Annotated in this window: 15 protein-coding genes; 6 read left to right on the top strand and 9 right to left on the bottom strand. The window is 43.2% G+C overall.

Annotated features, from left to right (window positions below; translation table 11 throughout):
* Positions 1 to 148: 148 nt before the first annotated feature.
* The 8 genes from pcp to B1L02_RS24385 form a co-directional block, all read right to left on the bottom strand.
* Positions 149 to 811 carry a pyroglutamyl-peptidase I gene (gene pcp, locus B1L02_RS09075; protein ID WP_088530773.1) on the bottom strand — a complete coding sequence of 221 codons (663 nt, stop codon included), beginning with the start codon at positions 809 to 811 and terminating at the stop codon, positions 149 to 151.
* Positions 811 to 1821: a DUF979 domain-containing protein gene (locus B1L02_RS09070; protein WP_088530772.1), complete on the bottom strand. Its 1011-nt coding sequence runs from the start codon at positions 1819 to 1821 to the stop codon at positions 811 to 813. The genes pcp and B1L02_RS09070 overlap by 1 nt, the downstream gene beginning before the upstream one ends.
* Positions 1818 to 2576 carry a DUF969 domain-containing protein gene (locus B1L02_RS09065; protein ID WP_088530771.1) on the bottom strand — a complete coding sequence of 253 codons (759 nt, stop codon included), beginning with the start codon at positions 2574 to 2576 and terminating at the stop codon, positions 1818 to 1820. The genes B1L02_RS09070 and B1L02_RS09065 overlap by 4 nt, the downstream gene beginning before the upstream one ends.
* Positions 2569 to 3507: a biotin-dependent carboxyltransferase family protein gene (locus B1L02_RS09060; RefSeq protein ID WP_088530770.1), complete on the bottom strand. Its 939-nt coding sequence runs from the start codon at positions 3505 to 3507 to the stop codon at positions 2569 to 2571. The genes B1L02_RS09065 and B1L02_RS09060 overlap by 8 nt, the downstream gene beginning before the upstream one ends.
* Positions 3501 to 4151 carry a 5-oxoprolinase subunit PxpB gene (gene pxpB, locus B1L02_RS09055; protein WP_088530769.1) on the bottom strand — a complete coding sequence of 217 codons (651 nt, stop codon included), beginning with the start codon at positions 4149 to 4151 and terminating at the stop codon, positions 3501 to 3503. The genes B1L02_RS09060 and pxpB overlap by 7 nt, the downstream gene beginning before the upstream one ends.
* Positions 4152 to 4302: 151 nt before the next feature.
* Positions 4303 to 5817: a leucyl aminopeptidase gene (locus B1L02_RS09050; protein WP_088530768.1), complete on the bottom strand. Its 1515-nt coding sequence runs from the start codon at positions 5815 to 5817 to the stop codon at positions 4303 to 4305.
* An 86-nt stretch (positions 5818 to 5903) separates the two neighbouring features.
* Complete coding sequence (locus B1L02_RS09045) at positions 5904 to 6932, bottom strand: MFS transporter (protein WP_335682205.1); 1029 nt, start codon at positions 6930 to 6932, stop codon at positions 5904 to 5906.
* The gene (locus tag B1L02_RS24385) at positions 6848 to 7213 is read right to left on the bottom strand and encodes a hypothetical protein (protein WP_232003169.1); all 366 of its coding nucleotides are present in this window, start codon (positions 7211 to 7213) and stop codon (positions 6848 to 6850) included. Before B1L02_RS24385 ends, B1L02_RS09045 begins: the two co-directional genes overlap by 85 nt.
* A 179-nt stretch (positions 7214 to 7392) precedes the next feature.
* Here B1L02_RS24385 and msrA point away from each other — a divergent pair, with 179 nt between their 5' ends.
* The 4 genes from msrA (at position 7393) to B1L02_RS09025 (ending at position 12157) form a co-directional block, all read left to right on the top strand.
* On the top strand, positions 7393 to 8685 hold the full coding sequence (gene msrA, locus B1L02_RS09040) for a peptide-methionine (S)-S-oxide reductase MsrA (RefSeq protein WP_410477302.1): 1293 nt from the start codon (positions 7393 to 7395) through the stop codon (positions 8683 to 8685).
* Positions 8686 to 8946: 261 nt separating this feature from the next.
* A complete protein-coding gene (locus B1L02_RS09035; RefSeq protein ID WP_088530767.1) occupies positions 8947 to 9903 on the top strand; it encodes an MBL fold metallo-hydrolase in 957 nt (318 codons plus the stop codon).
* Positions 9904 to 10368: 465 nt separating this feature from the next.
* Positions 10369 to 11673 carry a hemolysin family protein gene (locus B1L02_RS09030; protein WP_088530766.1) on the top strand — a complete coding sequence of 435 codons (1305 nt, stop codon included), beginning with the start codon at positions 10369 to 10371 and terminating at the stop codon, positions 11671 to 11673.
* Positions 11674 to 11845: 172 nt separating this feature from the next.
* A complete protein-coding gene (locus B1L02_RS09025) occupies positions 11846 to 12157 on the top strand; it encodes a hypothetical protein (protein WP_088530765.1) in 312 nt (103 codons plus the stop codon).
* Between the two features lie 83 nt (positions 12158 to 12240).
* Here the strand turns inward: B1L02_RS09025 and B1L02_RS09020 are convergent, their stop codons facing one another.
* Positions 12241 to 13167 carry a DMT family transporter gene (locus B1L02_RS09020; protein ID WP_088530764.1) on the bottom strand — a complete coding sequence of 309 codons (927 nt, stop codon included), beginning with the start codon at positions 13165 to 13167 and terminating at the stop codon, positions 12241 to 12243.
* Positions 13168 to 13281: 114 nt separating this feature from the next.
* On the opposite strand from B1L02_RS09020, the gene B1L02_RS24380 reads away from it, so the two are divergent.
* Together B1L02_RS24380 and B1L02_RS24375 are read left to right on the top strand one after the other, a co-directional pair.
* Positions 13282 to 13548 carry an Lrp/AsnC family transcriptional regulator gene (locus B1L02_RS24380; RefSeq protein ID WP_223192055.1) on the top strand — a complete coding sequence of 89 codons (267 nt, stop codon included), beginning with the start codon at positions 13282 to 13284 and terminating at the stop codon, positions 13546 to 13548.
* A 9-nt stretch (positions 13549 to 13557) separates the two neighbouring features.
* On the top strand, positions 13558 to 13785 hold the full coding sequence (locus B1L02_RS24375; protein ID WP_223192078.1) for an Lrp/AsnC ligand binding domain-containing protein: 228 nt from the start codon (positions 13558 to 13560) through the stop codon (positions 13783 to 13785).
* The last annotated feature ends 37 nt before the right edge of the window (positions 13786 to 13822 follow it).

Raw genomic sequence — 13822 nt, 5'->3', positions numbered from 1 at the left:
TTATTATTGCTCACGGAAGCATAGTTACCATGAGATAGTTTAAGTTCTACCAAAAATAATTTGATAAGTCACACAATGAAATAGAGAAAATGTGAATTTTTTGTGATGTGCAATGGTGCAATCCTGCACCATTGTGGGGCATTGCTTATTAGTGTGTCGTTCCAGCGACCAGCTTAATATCTTGCTTTTGTGTGATGGCACCGGTTAATAGGATTTTTATTCCTTTAACTAGGGTGTCAATGTCCATACTGGGTGCACCAGGGTGGTGCGCCGCTTGGGAGGGCAAGTATGGGATATGCACAAAGCCACCACGGCACGCTAAGTCATGTGTACTAAGATAGTGCAGTAATCCATACATCACATGGTTGCACACGTAAGTGCCCGCAGTATTAGAAATACTCGCAGGAACCCCCGCCTGAAGCGCACTACTTAGCATACTTTTTATTGGTAAAGAGGCAAAGTAAGCATCGGGTCCGTGTGTGACGACCGGTGTGTCTATCGGCTGGTTTCCCGCGTTGTCAGCTATTCTGGCATCGTTGATGTTAATCGCGATGCGTTCGATGGAGATATCACAGCGTCCACCAGCTTGACCTAAACAAATAACCACGCTTGGATGATACTTATCAATTGCTTTTGTTAAAGACTCAATACTTTTATCGAACTCGCAAGGTAACTCTTTAGTGTGGATCAGGTGGCCTTCTATGGTTTCACCTTCTAATAGCTGAGCTAATTGCCATGAAGGGTTGATGGACTCACCACCAAATGGGGTGAACCCAGTAACGAGGACACAAGGTTTACTGTAACTGGACATTAAAAAACGACTCCGTACATAAGAAAAATATTAATCACCAATAACGTTATAGCGGTTGGTATTTGCACTTTAATGACTTGGTACTTATCTTTTAAATCTAACAGTGCCGCTGGCACGATGTTGAAGTTGGCGGCCATCGGTGTCATCAGTGTTCCACAATAACCCGAATACATGCCAATTGCGACGAGCGGTGCAGGATCAGCGCCATGCCCTTGGATCAAAAATGGCAGCGCAATACCCGCCGTCATTACCGGAAATGCGGCAAAAGCATTGCCCATAATCATGGTAAAGAGTGCCATGCCCACACAATACAGTACAACGAGCATAAAACGGTTATCTGGCGAAATAAACAATGTCACTAAGTCTTGGATAGCAGTACCTGTGTTGGAGACGATAAATACGCCGCCAAGCATTGCTAGCATCTGTGGCAATATCGCTGCCCAGCCTATTGAGTCGACCAAGCGACGAGATTCAGAAAGTGCTTGTAGAGGACTGCCTTTGGTTATCTTCCAGCTCACCAGCAAAGCGATGGTGCAAGCGAGTGTCAGTGCTGAAAGCGTTACGTGATCCTGATCGAATAGATAAAAATCGCCGAGCTGAATGTCGCTTAAGATGATAGTACAGATCACAGTAACGATTGGAATAAGTACGGCGGGAACAAACAATTTATTACCAAACCGATTAGCATCTTCTGTTTTGGCTCGTTCGCACGGCATATCATAATTTCCCATGGACACCATATTCATACCGGCAAGCAGTGCGATTATCACCACGTTGACGCCAATCCACAAATAGGTGTTTCGCTCGCCAATCAAGGCGATAGAGGCATCACCAAAGATAAAAACAGAACCAAATAAAAACCAAAATAGAGCGGTGGTGAGACGCTTGGGATGGGCCTTATCTTGTAGCGTTTTTACTACCAAAAACATGACAATAAAACCAATCAATAAATAGATGTTGTCAATTGAAAGTAGGCTGGATTGCGCATCAGAAGTGTTCACTAAGCTCATAATGATTCCTCCTTTAGCACCGAATTTGTATTGCTAGGCGCTTTGTCTTTGTCGCTTTGTTGCTGCTGACAGCGCACAATTTCTGCCCGTATCTTTGCTTCAAATCGCGCTAAACGGAAGAGATGAACAATGAGCGCTGCAATTGCCGTCGGTATTGCCCAAAGTCCGATATGCAGCGGTTCAATCCCCGTAATGCCGTTTTCCTTTAGAAAGGCATCCATGAGTAGCACAGCACCAAAGGCGATAAAAATATCTTCACCAAAGAAGACGGCAATATTATCGCAGGCGGCAGCGTGTGCGCCTATCATGTCTTTTACATCTTGTGGCAAGTCGCCGTATTGGTTCGCCGCAGCGCCTATCGCCATCGGAGCTAGCAGTGGCCTAACGGTTTGAGCTTGGCCTGCTAAATTGATTAACCCCAGTGCTGCGGAACACTCACGGACAACAAAATACATACTTAAAATGCGAGACGTGGTCGCCCCTTTTATGCCCGCAACCCAAGCTTTAGCCCGTTGCTGTAAGCCGTAGCGTTCTAAAATTGCGATCACGGGTAAGATAAGTAAAAAACTCGCAAGCTGGCGAGAGTTCATAAACTTTTCGCCAAAGGTGGCAATTAAGTCAATAAAGTCGATCCCGACGGCAAAACCGGTGACCAAACCTGCCGAAGTGACGACTAATAAGGGATTAAACCTCAGTGCAAAGCCAATAACAATCACGGCAATGCCCGAAAGGGGAAGGAGATTTAGCTCAGTCATTTTGTTGTTCTTTATTTTTAAGCGCTAACCTTAGCTGATTGAGATGCGCCTTTACTCGGTGAGATTCCTTTGCTGCATCTGTAAGGGATGTTGATTTTAAATGGATACAATCACCCGCGCCCAATTGGCTTAAGTGACGCATATCGGCTTGAATGATGGTACCAATAATTGGATAACCGCCTGTGGTTTGGCAGTCATTCAATAAAATAATGGGTTCTCCACTGGGAGGCAGCTGAATAACTCCCGGGTGGACCGCTTGTGTTGCGATACTCTGGTCGTGCGCTAGGCTGCTATGGCCACCAAGGCGTATGCCCATGCGATTACTGCTGGGATTTACTTTCCAAATGGTGTCGTTCAACACACTCAGTGTATTTTTGGAAATTAACTCAAGGTGCGGGCCTGGGATAAAGTGAATAAGCTTTTCGTAGCTGGGCTGTAATCCACCAACAGAGTCTTTGGCAGTGCTTGGTGTATAGCTCAGCTTGTCACCTTGCTTTAGCGCTCGGCCGCTTATTCCCCCAAAGCCTGCCATGAGATCGGTTGAATAACTCCCAAGCAGCTTGTCTATATTGGTAAAACCACCTTCGACGACCAAATAAGCGCGTAAGCCATCGCGATTTTGTTTAAATGTAAGTTTATCTCCAGCTTTAACACTGTTGCGCCAACAAGGGTATACCGCTTCACCGTTTAAACACGCATTGAGATCTGCCCCTGCAATAACAAAGTTAGTGGGTGCATGGAAGCGAAACTCGCATAAGCCAATAGTCACTTCAATAGCTGCGGTATCGTCGTTATTCGATAGTAGTGTATTTGCAAGCTTGAGTGCGACGGGGTCAAGGACACCTGCTTGACTTACTCCTAAGTGGCGAAGTCCTTGGCGGCCAATGTCTTGAATAGTTGAAAGTGGCCCTGATTTAATAACTTCTAGCATGATTTCTCCACAAAACGCACGATATCTCCCGGTTGCAGCAAGCTTGCTGATGCAGAATTTGGGTCAAATAGCGTAGTATTGGTTTGTCCAAGTAAATGCCAGCCACCGGGAGATTGGCTCGGGTAAATTGCACTGTAGCTGTCTGCAATGGCAATACTGCCTTTAGGGACTTTGGTAATTGGTGTGGATTTTCGGGGTAATTGAAGCGAGGTTGGTAACCCTGACAAGTAAGCAAAACCGGGTAAGAAGCCAATAAATTGTACTTGATAATCAACGCTTGAGTGCAGTTCGATAAGCTGTCTTGGTGTCAGTTGTAATTCACTCGTGACGCGTTCAAAATCCTGACCGAATTCTTTGCCGTAAAACACCTCAATCTCGTGGTGCGTTGGCTTTACCTCTGCGATTTCTAAGTCTTGCCAATGCGTTAGGATCTTGTGTTGCCATGTAGTGGCTTTACTGGATTCTTTTAAATAGGCGGTGACTGAAGACTTAGCGGGTACCACATCAATAAAATCACCGCTATTATCTAGCCATTTCTTGAGGGCGAACAATCTTTGATTAATTGGGGGGTTGCTATCAGGCAAACACATTGCATCCACAACAATCGCTTGCTCACCTAATAGGTAACAACTCACATCGGACATAGGCAATAACAGTTGGTTGCTTTAGTAAACGTTATGTTTCTTATAACACACCTCGCAATTGAAACGAAGTTATTGCTATCAGTTGCCGTTTTATTGCAGTTACAAAAAAGCCGTGTTTAAACACGGCTTCAAATTTAGGGATAATTATTCGTTATTTACCAGTTAATAGCCATTGGCTTAGTAGGCGAACGCCATAACCCGTACCACCGGTTGGGACTTCGTCCTTGGCTGAGCTTGATAGTGCATTACCTGCGATATCGATATGAACCCAACGAGTGTCGCCAGCAAATTGCTGTAGGAAAGTCGCGGCAGTTGTGGCTCCAGGGCCACCAGAACCTACGTTTTGGAAATCAGCGATGTCTGATTTTAGCTTGTCTTTATAGCCAAGCGGTAGACGCCAGACGTTTTCGTTCACAATTTTACCAGCGTTGGTAAATTCTGTAATTAAGCTATCATCCTCAGAGAAAATCGCTGAATATTCGTTACCAACAGCACGTATTTTAGAGCCAGTTAATGTCGCGACGTCAATCATGATCTCAGGGCTGTACTGTTTACGTGCGTACCACATGGCATCAGATAGCACCAAACGACCTTCAGCATCAGTGTTTACAACTTCTACGCTAATACCTTCTGCAGTACGTAGCACATCACCCGGTGCGATTGCATATTGAGACACCATATTTGCCGCCATACCCATCACAGCGACCACGTTTACGTCTGCTTTGCTCAGTGCCATTGCTTTTACTGTTCCAAGCACGGCAGCCGCGCCCGCCATATCAGATTTCATGCGCGCAATAGAAGCGCCGGTTTTGATGCTATAACCACCTGAATCGAAAGTGATACCTTTACCAACCAGTGCAATTGGTGTGTCGTTGTTACCTTTATAATGCGCAACAACTAATCGTGAGCCATGTTCGCTACCACGGCCAACGCCCTCAAGTGCGCCCATGCCAAGCTCTTTAAGTTCAGCAGGCGCTAATACTTTTACTTCAACACCATACTGCTCAAGCTCCTTTGCTGCTTTTGCAAAGTCTACAGGCGTCATTTCTGTCGCGACTTCAGAGGTCAAGTCACGTGCCAAAAATACGCCAGCTTGAATGTGTTGTAGTGCTTTATACTGAGCTTGCGTTGCTTGCTTATCAGCAACGTCAAAGTGATAGCTTACGTTAACAGTATTTGGTTCTCTTTTGTATACTTCGAAGGTGTGGTCACGAAGGTTTGCACCATGTGCAAATTGTGCTGCTAGTTCTGCATTTGAGAGCGCTCCCTCAACTTCTTCGAATGCAACCGCAACATTCTCCAGCTTTTTACCTTCGAATTTCGCGTGCAGGTTACCACCAAGTTTGGTCATTTTGCTCGCATTGAGTAAGCCTGAATCACCCAAACCAACAATGAAGATACGCTTATAATCAGAGTCTACAGGCGCTAATACTTCAACCGTTTTGCCATACGCCCCTTTAAAGTCTTCAGCAGCAATTGCACGTTCCAATTGCTTGCGAGTGTCTTTATCAAGGAACTTTAAGTTACTTTGGTTCTCGCCAGCTTGAAAAATTACCAGTGCATCAGCGTTTGCAAGCTTGGTATTGAACTCAAAGTCAGCGGCATTTGCAGAAGCCATACTGGCAACCGCCAGCGCTAAAGCAGAAAAACGCGTAGTCAATGACATAATTTTATCCTCAGATAACTAAAATTGCGGCGGTTTTACCTCATTTGGAGAAATTTAGACACAATTTGTCGGTGAAGTAACAGGTTTTACCGTTCAGTGACATTAGGTAAGCGGCTTGTCATGGCGATGCCTAATATCGTGATCATAATGTAGAGTGCGAGTAACACGTTAATTGAAAATATCGAAGCAATCACGCCAAGTGCACTCGTCAATAACAGTACGATGCCAATAATGGTGTTACTGAGCGTGACATAACTGGTACGTTTGTTTCCTTCAGCCATATCGACAACATAGGTTTTTCGACCCACGCGCACACCCTGGTGGGCGATAGCAACAACAAAATAGCAAAGTGGAATAAACCACATTTTTTCGAGTAATGAAGAATAAAATAAAGAAGTTGTCAGTAGCACTGCGGTGCAAGCCACAGTGATAGTTGCGCCATATATCATCACGCGTTTACTTGATTGATCGGCAAGACGACCCCAAAAAGCGCCACTGACTAAACTTGCAAGTCCAGACACCGCTAACAAGATTGCCAGTACCCAAGCACCGTCGCTAATATTCTGCTGCGCCATCACGGTGAAGTAGGGCGGAATAAGCGCGGAGCTTAACAGTAAACTACGGGCTAGAATAAACTTTTTGAGTGTTGGGTCAATTTTTAACAGCGCAAGGTCCTGTTTGATTTTAGCTATTCCGCTTTCACCTCCCTCGGTTGCTCCTTCGTACTCATTGATTTTTGAAAACGTCAACGCGCCTACCAGCCAAAAGAGAGCAGCAAGCACAAGTGTGATCACAAAATTGACGTTGTTTACCTGAGTGGCAGCGATAAAAAGTCCAACACCAAACGTAACAGTAATAAGCCCACTGACTGATGCAGCTTGGCCGCTAAGCTGACCGCGCTTTTGTTTAGGGATAGTTTTACCGATGACATCTTTTGACGATACAGAACTTAAGCTGCGGGCGATGCTAAAAATTGCCAGCAACCCAAGTACCAACCAAGCGTATAATTGATTTTCAGTTTGCTGCCATGCTAGTAGTGCCATGAGCAGTACACAAGCGGCTTGAATAAGTGCACCGAGCGACCAAAGGTGCTTTCTCTTTGCGTGCTTGCGCACCCATTGGCCAATAAACAATTGGGGATCAGTGAACCAGATTCGCGAATGGGCACCAAAGCCGAAATCATATAAGCAGGAGCTCCAAGTGATTGCATTAGCCAAGGTAATGTTATTTTTGGATTGAGTAAGGCATCTCCCAACGCACTCAATAGCTGACTCAATAAAATAAGCACGTAGTTACCAGGAACTTCTTTACACGCCTTTTCGTCAATCGCCTTACACGCACGAGCCTCGTCGCTATTAGTTAATTTTTGATAGATATTCTCACTTATTTTACTCACACCTATTCCTTTGTCTTCGGTTTTGCTGAAACACAGTTTTACTATCATGAACGACTTTAGATGAAATGATAAATAACTTCCAACGGTCTCAGTTAATACGCAGTAAATCATATTAAGTTCAAATAAGTATGGAGTGGTAACCATACTTAGTTGCAACGTACAGTATTGAGAGGATGGTAATGAAAATATTACAGATAGCCACGTCGATAGGGCTCATTATAATGTCTAGTGTGGGTGAAATAGCCCTCGCTGGTACGGATATGCCAAAGCCTAAAGTGGATGGCGCGAGTAACCATATTAAAACTGTAGTGTTAGGTTCTGGTTGTTTCTGGGGCCCAGAAAAACGCTATGAAAAAATGACAGGCGTGATAGATGCTGAATCTGGCTATGCCGACGGGAAAGGGTTTAAGCCAAGTTATAAAGAGATCATTAAATCGAGTCGGCGCTTTGATGAAGACAACTATGCTGAGGTGGTAAAAGTAACTTATAACGCAAATCTTATCACCACAAATGAGCTGTTAAAATACTATTTTGAAAGTCATGATCCAACCCAAAAAAACCGTCAGGGTAATGACGTTGGAACGCAGTACCGTTCGATCATCCTCTATACTGATGATCAGCAAAGCGAAAAGGCTCACACGTTAAAAGCGCAGTATCAACTTTTGTTATCTGAACAAGGCTATGGCGATATACAAACCAAAATTAAGCCACTCAGAAAATTCTATCCAGCGGAAGAGTATCATCAGAATTATTTAAGCAAAAATCCCAAGGGGTATTGTCCAGATCACAGCACGGGAGTGACCTTTGACAAGGCGAGTAAAGATAAAATAGATAACACTTTACTAGCCCAAGGTAAACATATTGTGATTGTTGATGCTAAAAGCTATTGCCCTTATTGCGAAAAATTAAAAAAAGAGGTGCTAAATGACTATCAAGGCGATATTCCACTTCATTTTCGCTATGCAGATCAATTAGAAGGGTTAACGATTAAGACAGCGACTTGGGCGACACCAACGATCTTATTTATTGAAAATGGTATTGAGTCACTTGGTTTCCAAGGCTTTATGGCGAGAGAAGCGTTTTACAAAGCACTTGGTGCTTTTAAACTAGGTCGTTCAGAGGCTTTTGACATTGCTTTTCAAAAAGGCACAGAAAGACCGTTTTGCAAGCAGTACGATATCTTTAAAAACACACCTGATGGCGTATTTGTCGATAAATTAAGCGGCAAAGTCCTTTTTGACACCCGAGATAGGTTTAACTCAGGCACAGGGTGGTTGTCGTTTACCCACCCAGTAAAAAACAGCGTGACGTACCACAAAGATTTAAGCCACGGTATGATAAGAACCGAAATACGTTCAAAAAGCAGCGGCATTCATTTAGGCCATGTATTTAAAAATGAAGGGCCAAAGGGTCAAGACCGCTATTGTATCAATGCCCAAGTACTTGAGTTTAAAGCGAGAGAGGCGCTTTAGGTATGGAGCTTAACGTCACCTTTTGCTGAGGAGGCAGAGATAAACCAAAGGCGAAGTTACTTTTGTGTATTAAGAGAACATGTTTACTTATTAACTTTTCAAAGTGGTACTTTGGTTGTTTCCTCCTTAAATTTGATCTGCCGTTCATTTGGCCATTTATACTAATTTGACTCTAGACTTATATGGTAACAGGTTGATTTTTATTCGCTATCCAGATAGTTTCGTCAATACTTATATTTAAAATCCGCAAAAGGAATTTCCATGCGCCGTATCCATCCCCTATTTCTACTTTGCCTATCTTGGCTAAGTATGGTGCCTATAGCAGGTGCAAATGACACACCTCACCAAGTCAAATCACTCAAAATCACTACGCTGTCGACCATGCTTGCGGATCGTGGTATTGGCGAGTGGGGATATGCAGCTTTGGTTGAAGTAGACGGTCGAAAAATTCTGTTTGATACTGGCAATCGGCCGCGAACGGTACTGCAAAATGCGCAAGACTTGCGGATCGATTTGTCCGATGTGGAAGATGTGATTTTAAGCCATAATCATGGCGACCACACCGGCGGGTTAGAAACACTAAGGAGTGAGCTTAGCGAAGAGAATGCAAAAGCGATGTCTCGCGTACATGTTGGTCATGGTATTTTTACAAAACGTGCAGGTAGAAAAAACCGCATGCAAGCGATGAAGCTCGCGCTTGAAAAACAAGGCGTAATTTTCAAAGAGTATAGTGAGGCGCAAGAAATCTACCCAGGTGTTTGGTTAACAGGCAATGTTGAGCGCATTCATCCAGAACATAACTGGAGTGGAAGTGGCAAAATTGAGGCTGAGCACGGCCATATAGAAGATAACATTCCAGAAGATATGTCACTGGTGATAAATACCAAAGATGGCTTTGTATTAATAGCCGGTTGCGGGCATGCGGGCATCATCAACACGATGGAACACATAGTAAAAACGATTCATTCCGCAGATATTACGACTGCGATAGGCGGGTTTCATTTAATGAGTGCGGATGATAAACACTTGGCGTGGACAGCAGGTAAGTTAAAGCAGTTTGGCTTAAAAAATATGATGGGCGCACACTGTACAGGTATTAACTCGCTATACGTGCTGCGTGAATTGATGAAGTCAAACCGCAAGCAGATGGTGGTGGGCTCTGTGGGGGACAGCTTTAGTTTAAGTGAGGGCGTAAAGGCTGGCTATATCGCCCGTTGACCCTATGTAATTATTCGTTTCGTTCGCTACGCACAAAAATAAATCAGGAGATAGTGCATTACCAAGTAATTGTGTACCAAAGTCTCTTACAAAATGTATAACATTTTCGATATTCAAATTGAACGTGATGTGAAGTCCGAATTTAGCCTTCATCAAGATCTCTTAGTGATGTCGTAATCGCTGCAGATGCCTTTTCAGAAAACCGTAGTCTTGCGCTTTTGCTCCAATCTCGCTTGGTGTATTTGGACTTAACTGAATATCAACTGCTTCTTCTACGCTTCGTATTGAACTGCTGTGAAGTCATTTATCTTCCTCGACGTACTTTTTTATTAGTCGCGAACAGTACGATAATCGGTACGTGATTGGCAACAAGAATTTAATTATTCGAAGCGAATTACATTGCTAAAGTCATAAAATAGGCGTATACATCGCGTCGAATTCTCGCTTTCTTTTTTAGGTGTATCTGTGGACTTTTTTTGGGTGTTGTTACTCATTAGCTTGAGTGCAGTTTTCGCGCTGTGTGAAATATCATTGGCAGCGGCACGCAAAGTTAAATTACAAACATTATTTGATCTTGGTGACGTTAGAGCCAAGAAAGTATTGTACTTGCAAGCCAATGCGCATCAGTTTTTTGCGGCAGTACAGGTGGTACTCAATGCCTTAGCAATTGTTGCGGGTATGATAGGCGAGTCGGTTTTTACGCCTTATGTATTGCAACTACTAAACTGGGTTGCAAGCTTTATGTTTGCCGATGTTGCAGCTCATGCCTCGATGTTATTGCAAATATCCACAGTGGTGTCGTTTTTACTGATCACATCGTTATTTGTATTGTTTGCTGATTTATTGCCAAAACGAATAGCCATGGTTATCCCAGAAACTATCGCGATGCGATTTATCCATCTCATGCTTGCCAGCGTTTGGATTTTTAAACCGATTATCTGGCTTTTTAATGTGTTTGCCGATTGGATCATACAGCTTTTCAATTTACCAAATGAGCGCGATGAACAAGTAACGCGTGATGATATTTATGCGGTGGTTGACCAAAGTGCTGAACAGGGGGAGCTGTGCGAGCATGAGTACAATATCATTGGCAATGTGCTTGACCTTAACCAGACTAATATTACCCAAGCGATGATCAATCGCGATGCAATCGTGTGGTTAGACATTCAAGAATCAGAAGAAAACCTAAGCACGTTAATTCAAGTACACAGTTTTCAACAATATTTGCTGTGTGACGGCTCGCTCGACAAGGTCATTGCTGCACCTGAAGCCAAACAGCTGCTTAGCAATATTTTGGCGAAAAAGCCGTTACTGGATGGTCAACAGCAAGAATTCCATAAGCCAGTAATTTTACTTGATACCCTCAGTCTGTCCGATGCGTTAGATGGGCTCAAAAGTCATGAGAGTAACTGTGCAGTGGTAATTAATGAATTCTCAACTGTGGTTGGGATGGTAACGTTATCCAGCATCTTGAATTTAATTGCACTGAAAGACGACCAAGCAATAGAAGCCCAATTTCGACAAAAGGATAACACCCGATGGCTAGTGCAGGGCGATATGTCGATTAAGGACTTTCAGGCTTCGGTGATTGAGTACGAGTTTGAACCGATTGAAGCCATAGAAACCTTAGCCGGTTTTGTGATCCACAGGTTAAAGCATTTTCCTGTCGAAGGAGAGTCGTTAGAAGTTGATGGCTTTAAGTTTAAAGTAATGGAAATTCAAGGATTGGCTATAAAACAAATTGAAGTTACCAAAGAACCAGCTTTGTAACAGTACTAAGTACTTGATGTGTTGAATGAGGCTATATTAAGTAAAACTCCTTCGTTAATGAAACTTTAATTATTATATTCTTGACCTGTTCTTTTTTAAGAATAGAATAGCAACGAATGCAAGTCTTTTGGTAGGGGTTTGCATTTTTAATTGATACTTAAGGATGAATAAAATGAAAAAGCTAATCACCGCACTCGTTGCACTCACTGCGTTGTCTGTATCTGCTCAAGAAGAAGACGCAAAAGCACTCGTTACTCAACAAAACATTAAAATCGTTGCCATTGGCCAAAGCGGCTGGGATCCAATTTGGAGAGAGCCTACCTGTAGCATCCAAAAAACGGATGAGGATGCCGTCGGTAATGCTTACATGATCAGTCATTACGACATGTGTTTATGCCAAAACAGTAAAAAAGCGAGCTATCTGATTGAAGATACGCAAAGCAACCCTAAGCAAGCTGCGGTTATTTGTTACTTAGAGCAATAAGCTAGTCAACAGCAGCAGAGCAAAGTGATTGCGCTTTACTCTGCTTTTATCACTCTATTTCCTTGAAATTCAAATTAGCTAAGTTAACTGACTTTTTGCTTCGGTGTGCTAAATAACTTGCCTAATTTCCAATCGAACTTTACAGCGCTGATGGCTGTCAGGATTAAAACAATCCCGAGCGTTTGTAGTATCGAAATCGTGTGGTCGAATGCAATAAAATCTACAAACAGCGCCACGACCGGATAAATAAAAGAAAGAATAGCAATTAATGTGGTGCTTAAGCGTTGAAACGCGTCATACATGATCACATACATAAACCCTGTGTTGACGACGCCTAAAAATAAGATATTACCCCAGTTCGATGAAGTCTCTGGGAAATGTGCAAAGTCAACCCAAGGCAACAAAAATAAACCGCCAAAAAAGATTTGGATCACAGCAACCACACCGGATGGCACTTGGCTCACCTTTTTCGTCATAAGCGTTGTAATGGTATACAAAAATGCAGCTCCGAGTGCCAGTAGCAGACCAAAAACGGCTTGATTGCTCTCTTGTACGAAAATAACCGCGACTATTTCTTGATACGGGATCCCAACAACCAACCATAACCCCACAACGGCGATGGCCAACCATAAAAGGATTGCTTTACTTGGATACTGACGATAAAGCATCGCGCTTAATAATACCAACATCAAAGGTTGTAGATGGTATGCGATGATTGAAATTGAAAAAGGAATATAGTCAAACGAGGCGAACAATAGCACCCAGTTTCCGACCAGCGCGATACCGCCGAGCAAGATGGTCATAAACACGGGGCCTTTAAACACCTCTGTTGTCAGTTGCTTTGTTACGAGCACGTATCCGAGAAGGCACAACGCACCAATAACACAACGTAAAAATACCACGTTCCAATAGGATTGGTCTGCACTGACAACAAAGTATCCTATGGTGCCAGACAGCACCATAGCAAGTATCATCTCTATTGAACCTTTCTCTTTATCTGAGCCAAACATTGTTCACACCTTGTCATATTCAATTCTACACTTGCATATTACTCAGGGTTTGCCGTATTGCTAATAGACCATAAAAGGCTAATTTTTCTAAATTCTTAAAAATGAAAGGCAAAAATGCGAAAACTAATTAATAATGAAAAATGGTCGCTTGACGCGATAGATAGCAAGCTTATAGCGCTGTTAGAAAACAACAGTCGAGTGTCTGTTGCTGAAATGGCCCGGGCTGTGAACATGTCTTCACCGAGTGTGAATGAGCGCATGAAACGTATGGAAGAGTATGGGGAAATTAGTAAATACAGTATTGAATTAGACCCAGAAAGCTTTGATTACCCTTTAACAGCGATTGTGCGTATTCGTCAGCATCCCGGTAAACTAAAATAACTTGAAGTGATGATCCAAAACATTCCTGAAGCGATTGAATGTGACAAAGTGACGGGAGAGGATTGTTTTTATGTGAGGTTGTGTTTTGAGAGTATGCCTAAGCTAGACGAAATTCTGGATAAAGTTTCGACGCTGGGTGATACCCGTACATCGGTGGTGAAATCAACAATAGTCAAACGCAGAAATGTGCCATATCAGATCCCGAAAAAGGTAATCGCTAAGTATGGCGAGCAGTAAAGTTTTGACGAAGTAGCAACGCACAGCTAAGGCTCAA

It is taken from the genome of Pseudoalteromonas piscicida (assembly GCF_002208135.1).
Classification (GTDB): Bacteria; Pseudomonadota; Gammaproteobacteria; order Enterobacterales; family Alteromonadaceae; genus Pseudoalteromonas; species Pseudoalteromonas piscicida_A.
Note: the sequence above shows the minus strand (reverse complement) of the source record. Positions and strands in the feature narration are given on the sequence as shown.

Bases quoted from the DNA above. Each gene is read 5' to 3' on its own strand.
- B1L02_RS24375 (WP_223192078.1), top strand. From the start codon at position 13,558: ATGATCCAAAACATTCCTGAAGCGATTGAATGTGACAAAGTGACGGGA.
- B1L02_RS09050 (WP_088530768.1), bottom strand. From the start codon at position 5,817: ATGTCATTGACTACGCGTTTTTCTGCTTTAGCGCTGGCGGTTGCCAGT.
- pcp (WP_088530773.1), bottom strand. From the start codon at position 811: ATGTCCAGTTACAGTAAACCTTGTGTCCTCGTTACTGGGTTCACCCCA.
- B1L02_RS09070 (WP_088530772.1), bottom strand. From the start codon at position 1,821: ATGAGCTTAGTGAACACTTCTGATGCGCAATCCAGCCTACTTTCAATT.
- B1L02_RS09025 (WP_088530765.1), top strand. From the start codon at position 11,846: ATGAAAAAGCTAATCACCGCACTCGTTGCACTCACTGCGTTGTCTGTA.
- B1L02_RS09020 (WP_088530764.1), bottom strand. From the start codon at position 13,167: ATGTTTGGCTCAGATAAAGAGAAAGGTTCAATAGAGATGATACTTGCT.
- msrA (WP_410477302.1), top strand. From the start codon at position 7,393: ATGAAAATATTACAGATAGCCACGTCGATAGGGCTCATTATAATGTCT.
- B1L02_RS09035 (WP_088530767.1), top strand. From the start codon at position 8,947: ATGCGCCGTATCCATCCCCTATTTCTACTTTGCCTATCTTGGCTAAGT.
- B1L02_RS24380 (WP_223192055.1), top strand. From the start codon at position 13,282: ATGCGAAAACTAATTAATAATGAAAAATGGTCGCTTGACGCGATAGAT.
- B1L02_RS09065 (WP_088530771.1), bottom strand. From the start codon at position 2,576: ATGACTGAGCTAAATCTCCTTCCCCTTTCGGGCATTGCCGTGATTGTT.
- B1L02_RS09060 (WP_088530770.1), bottom strand. From the start codon at position 3,507: ATGCTAGAAGTTATTAAATCAGGGCCACTTTCAACTATTCAAGACATT.
- pxpB (WP_088530769.1), bottom strand. From the start codon at position 4,151: ATGTCCGATGTGAGTTGTTACCTATTAGGTGAGCAAGCGATTGTTGTG.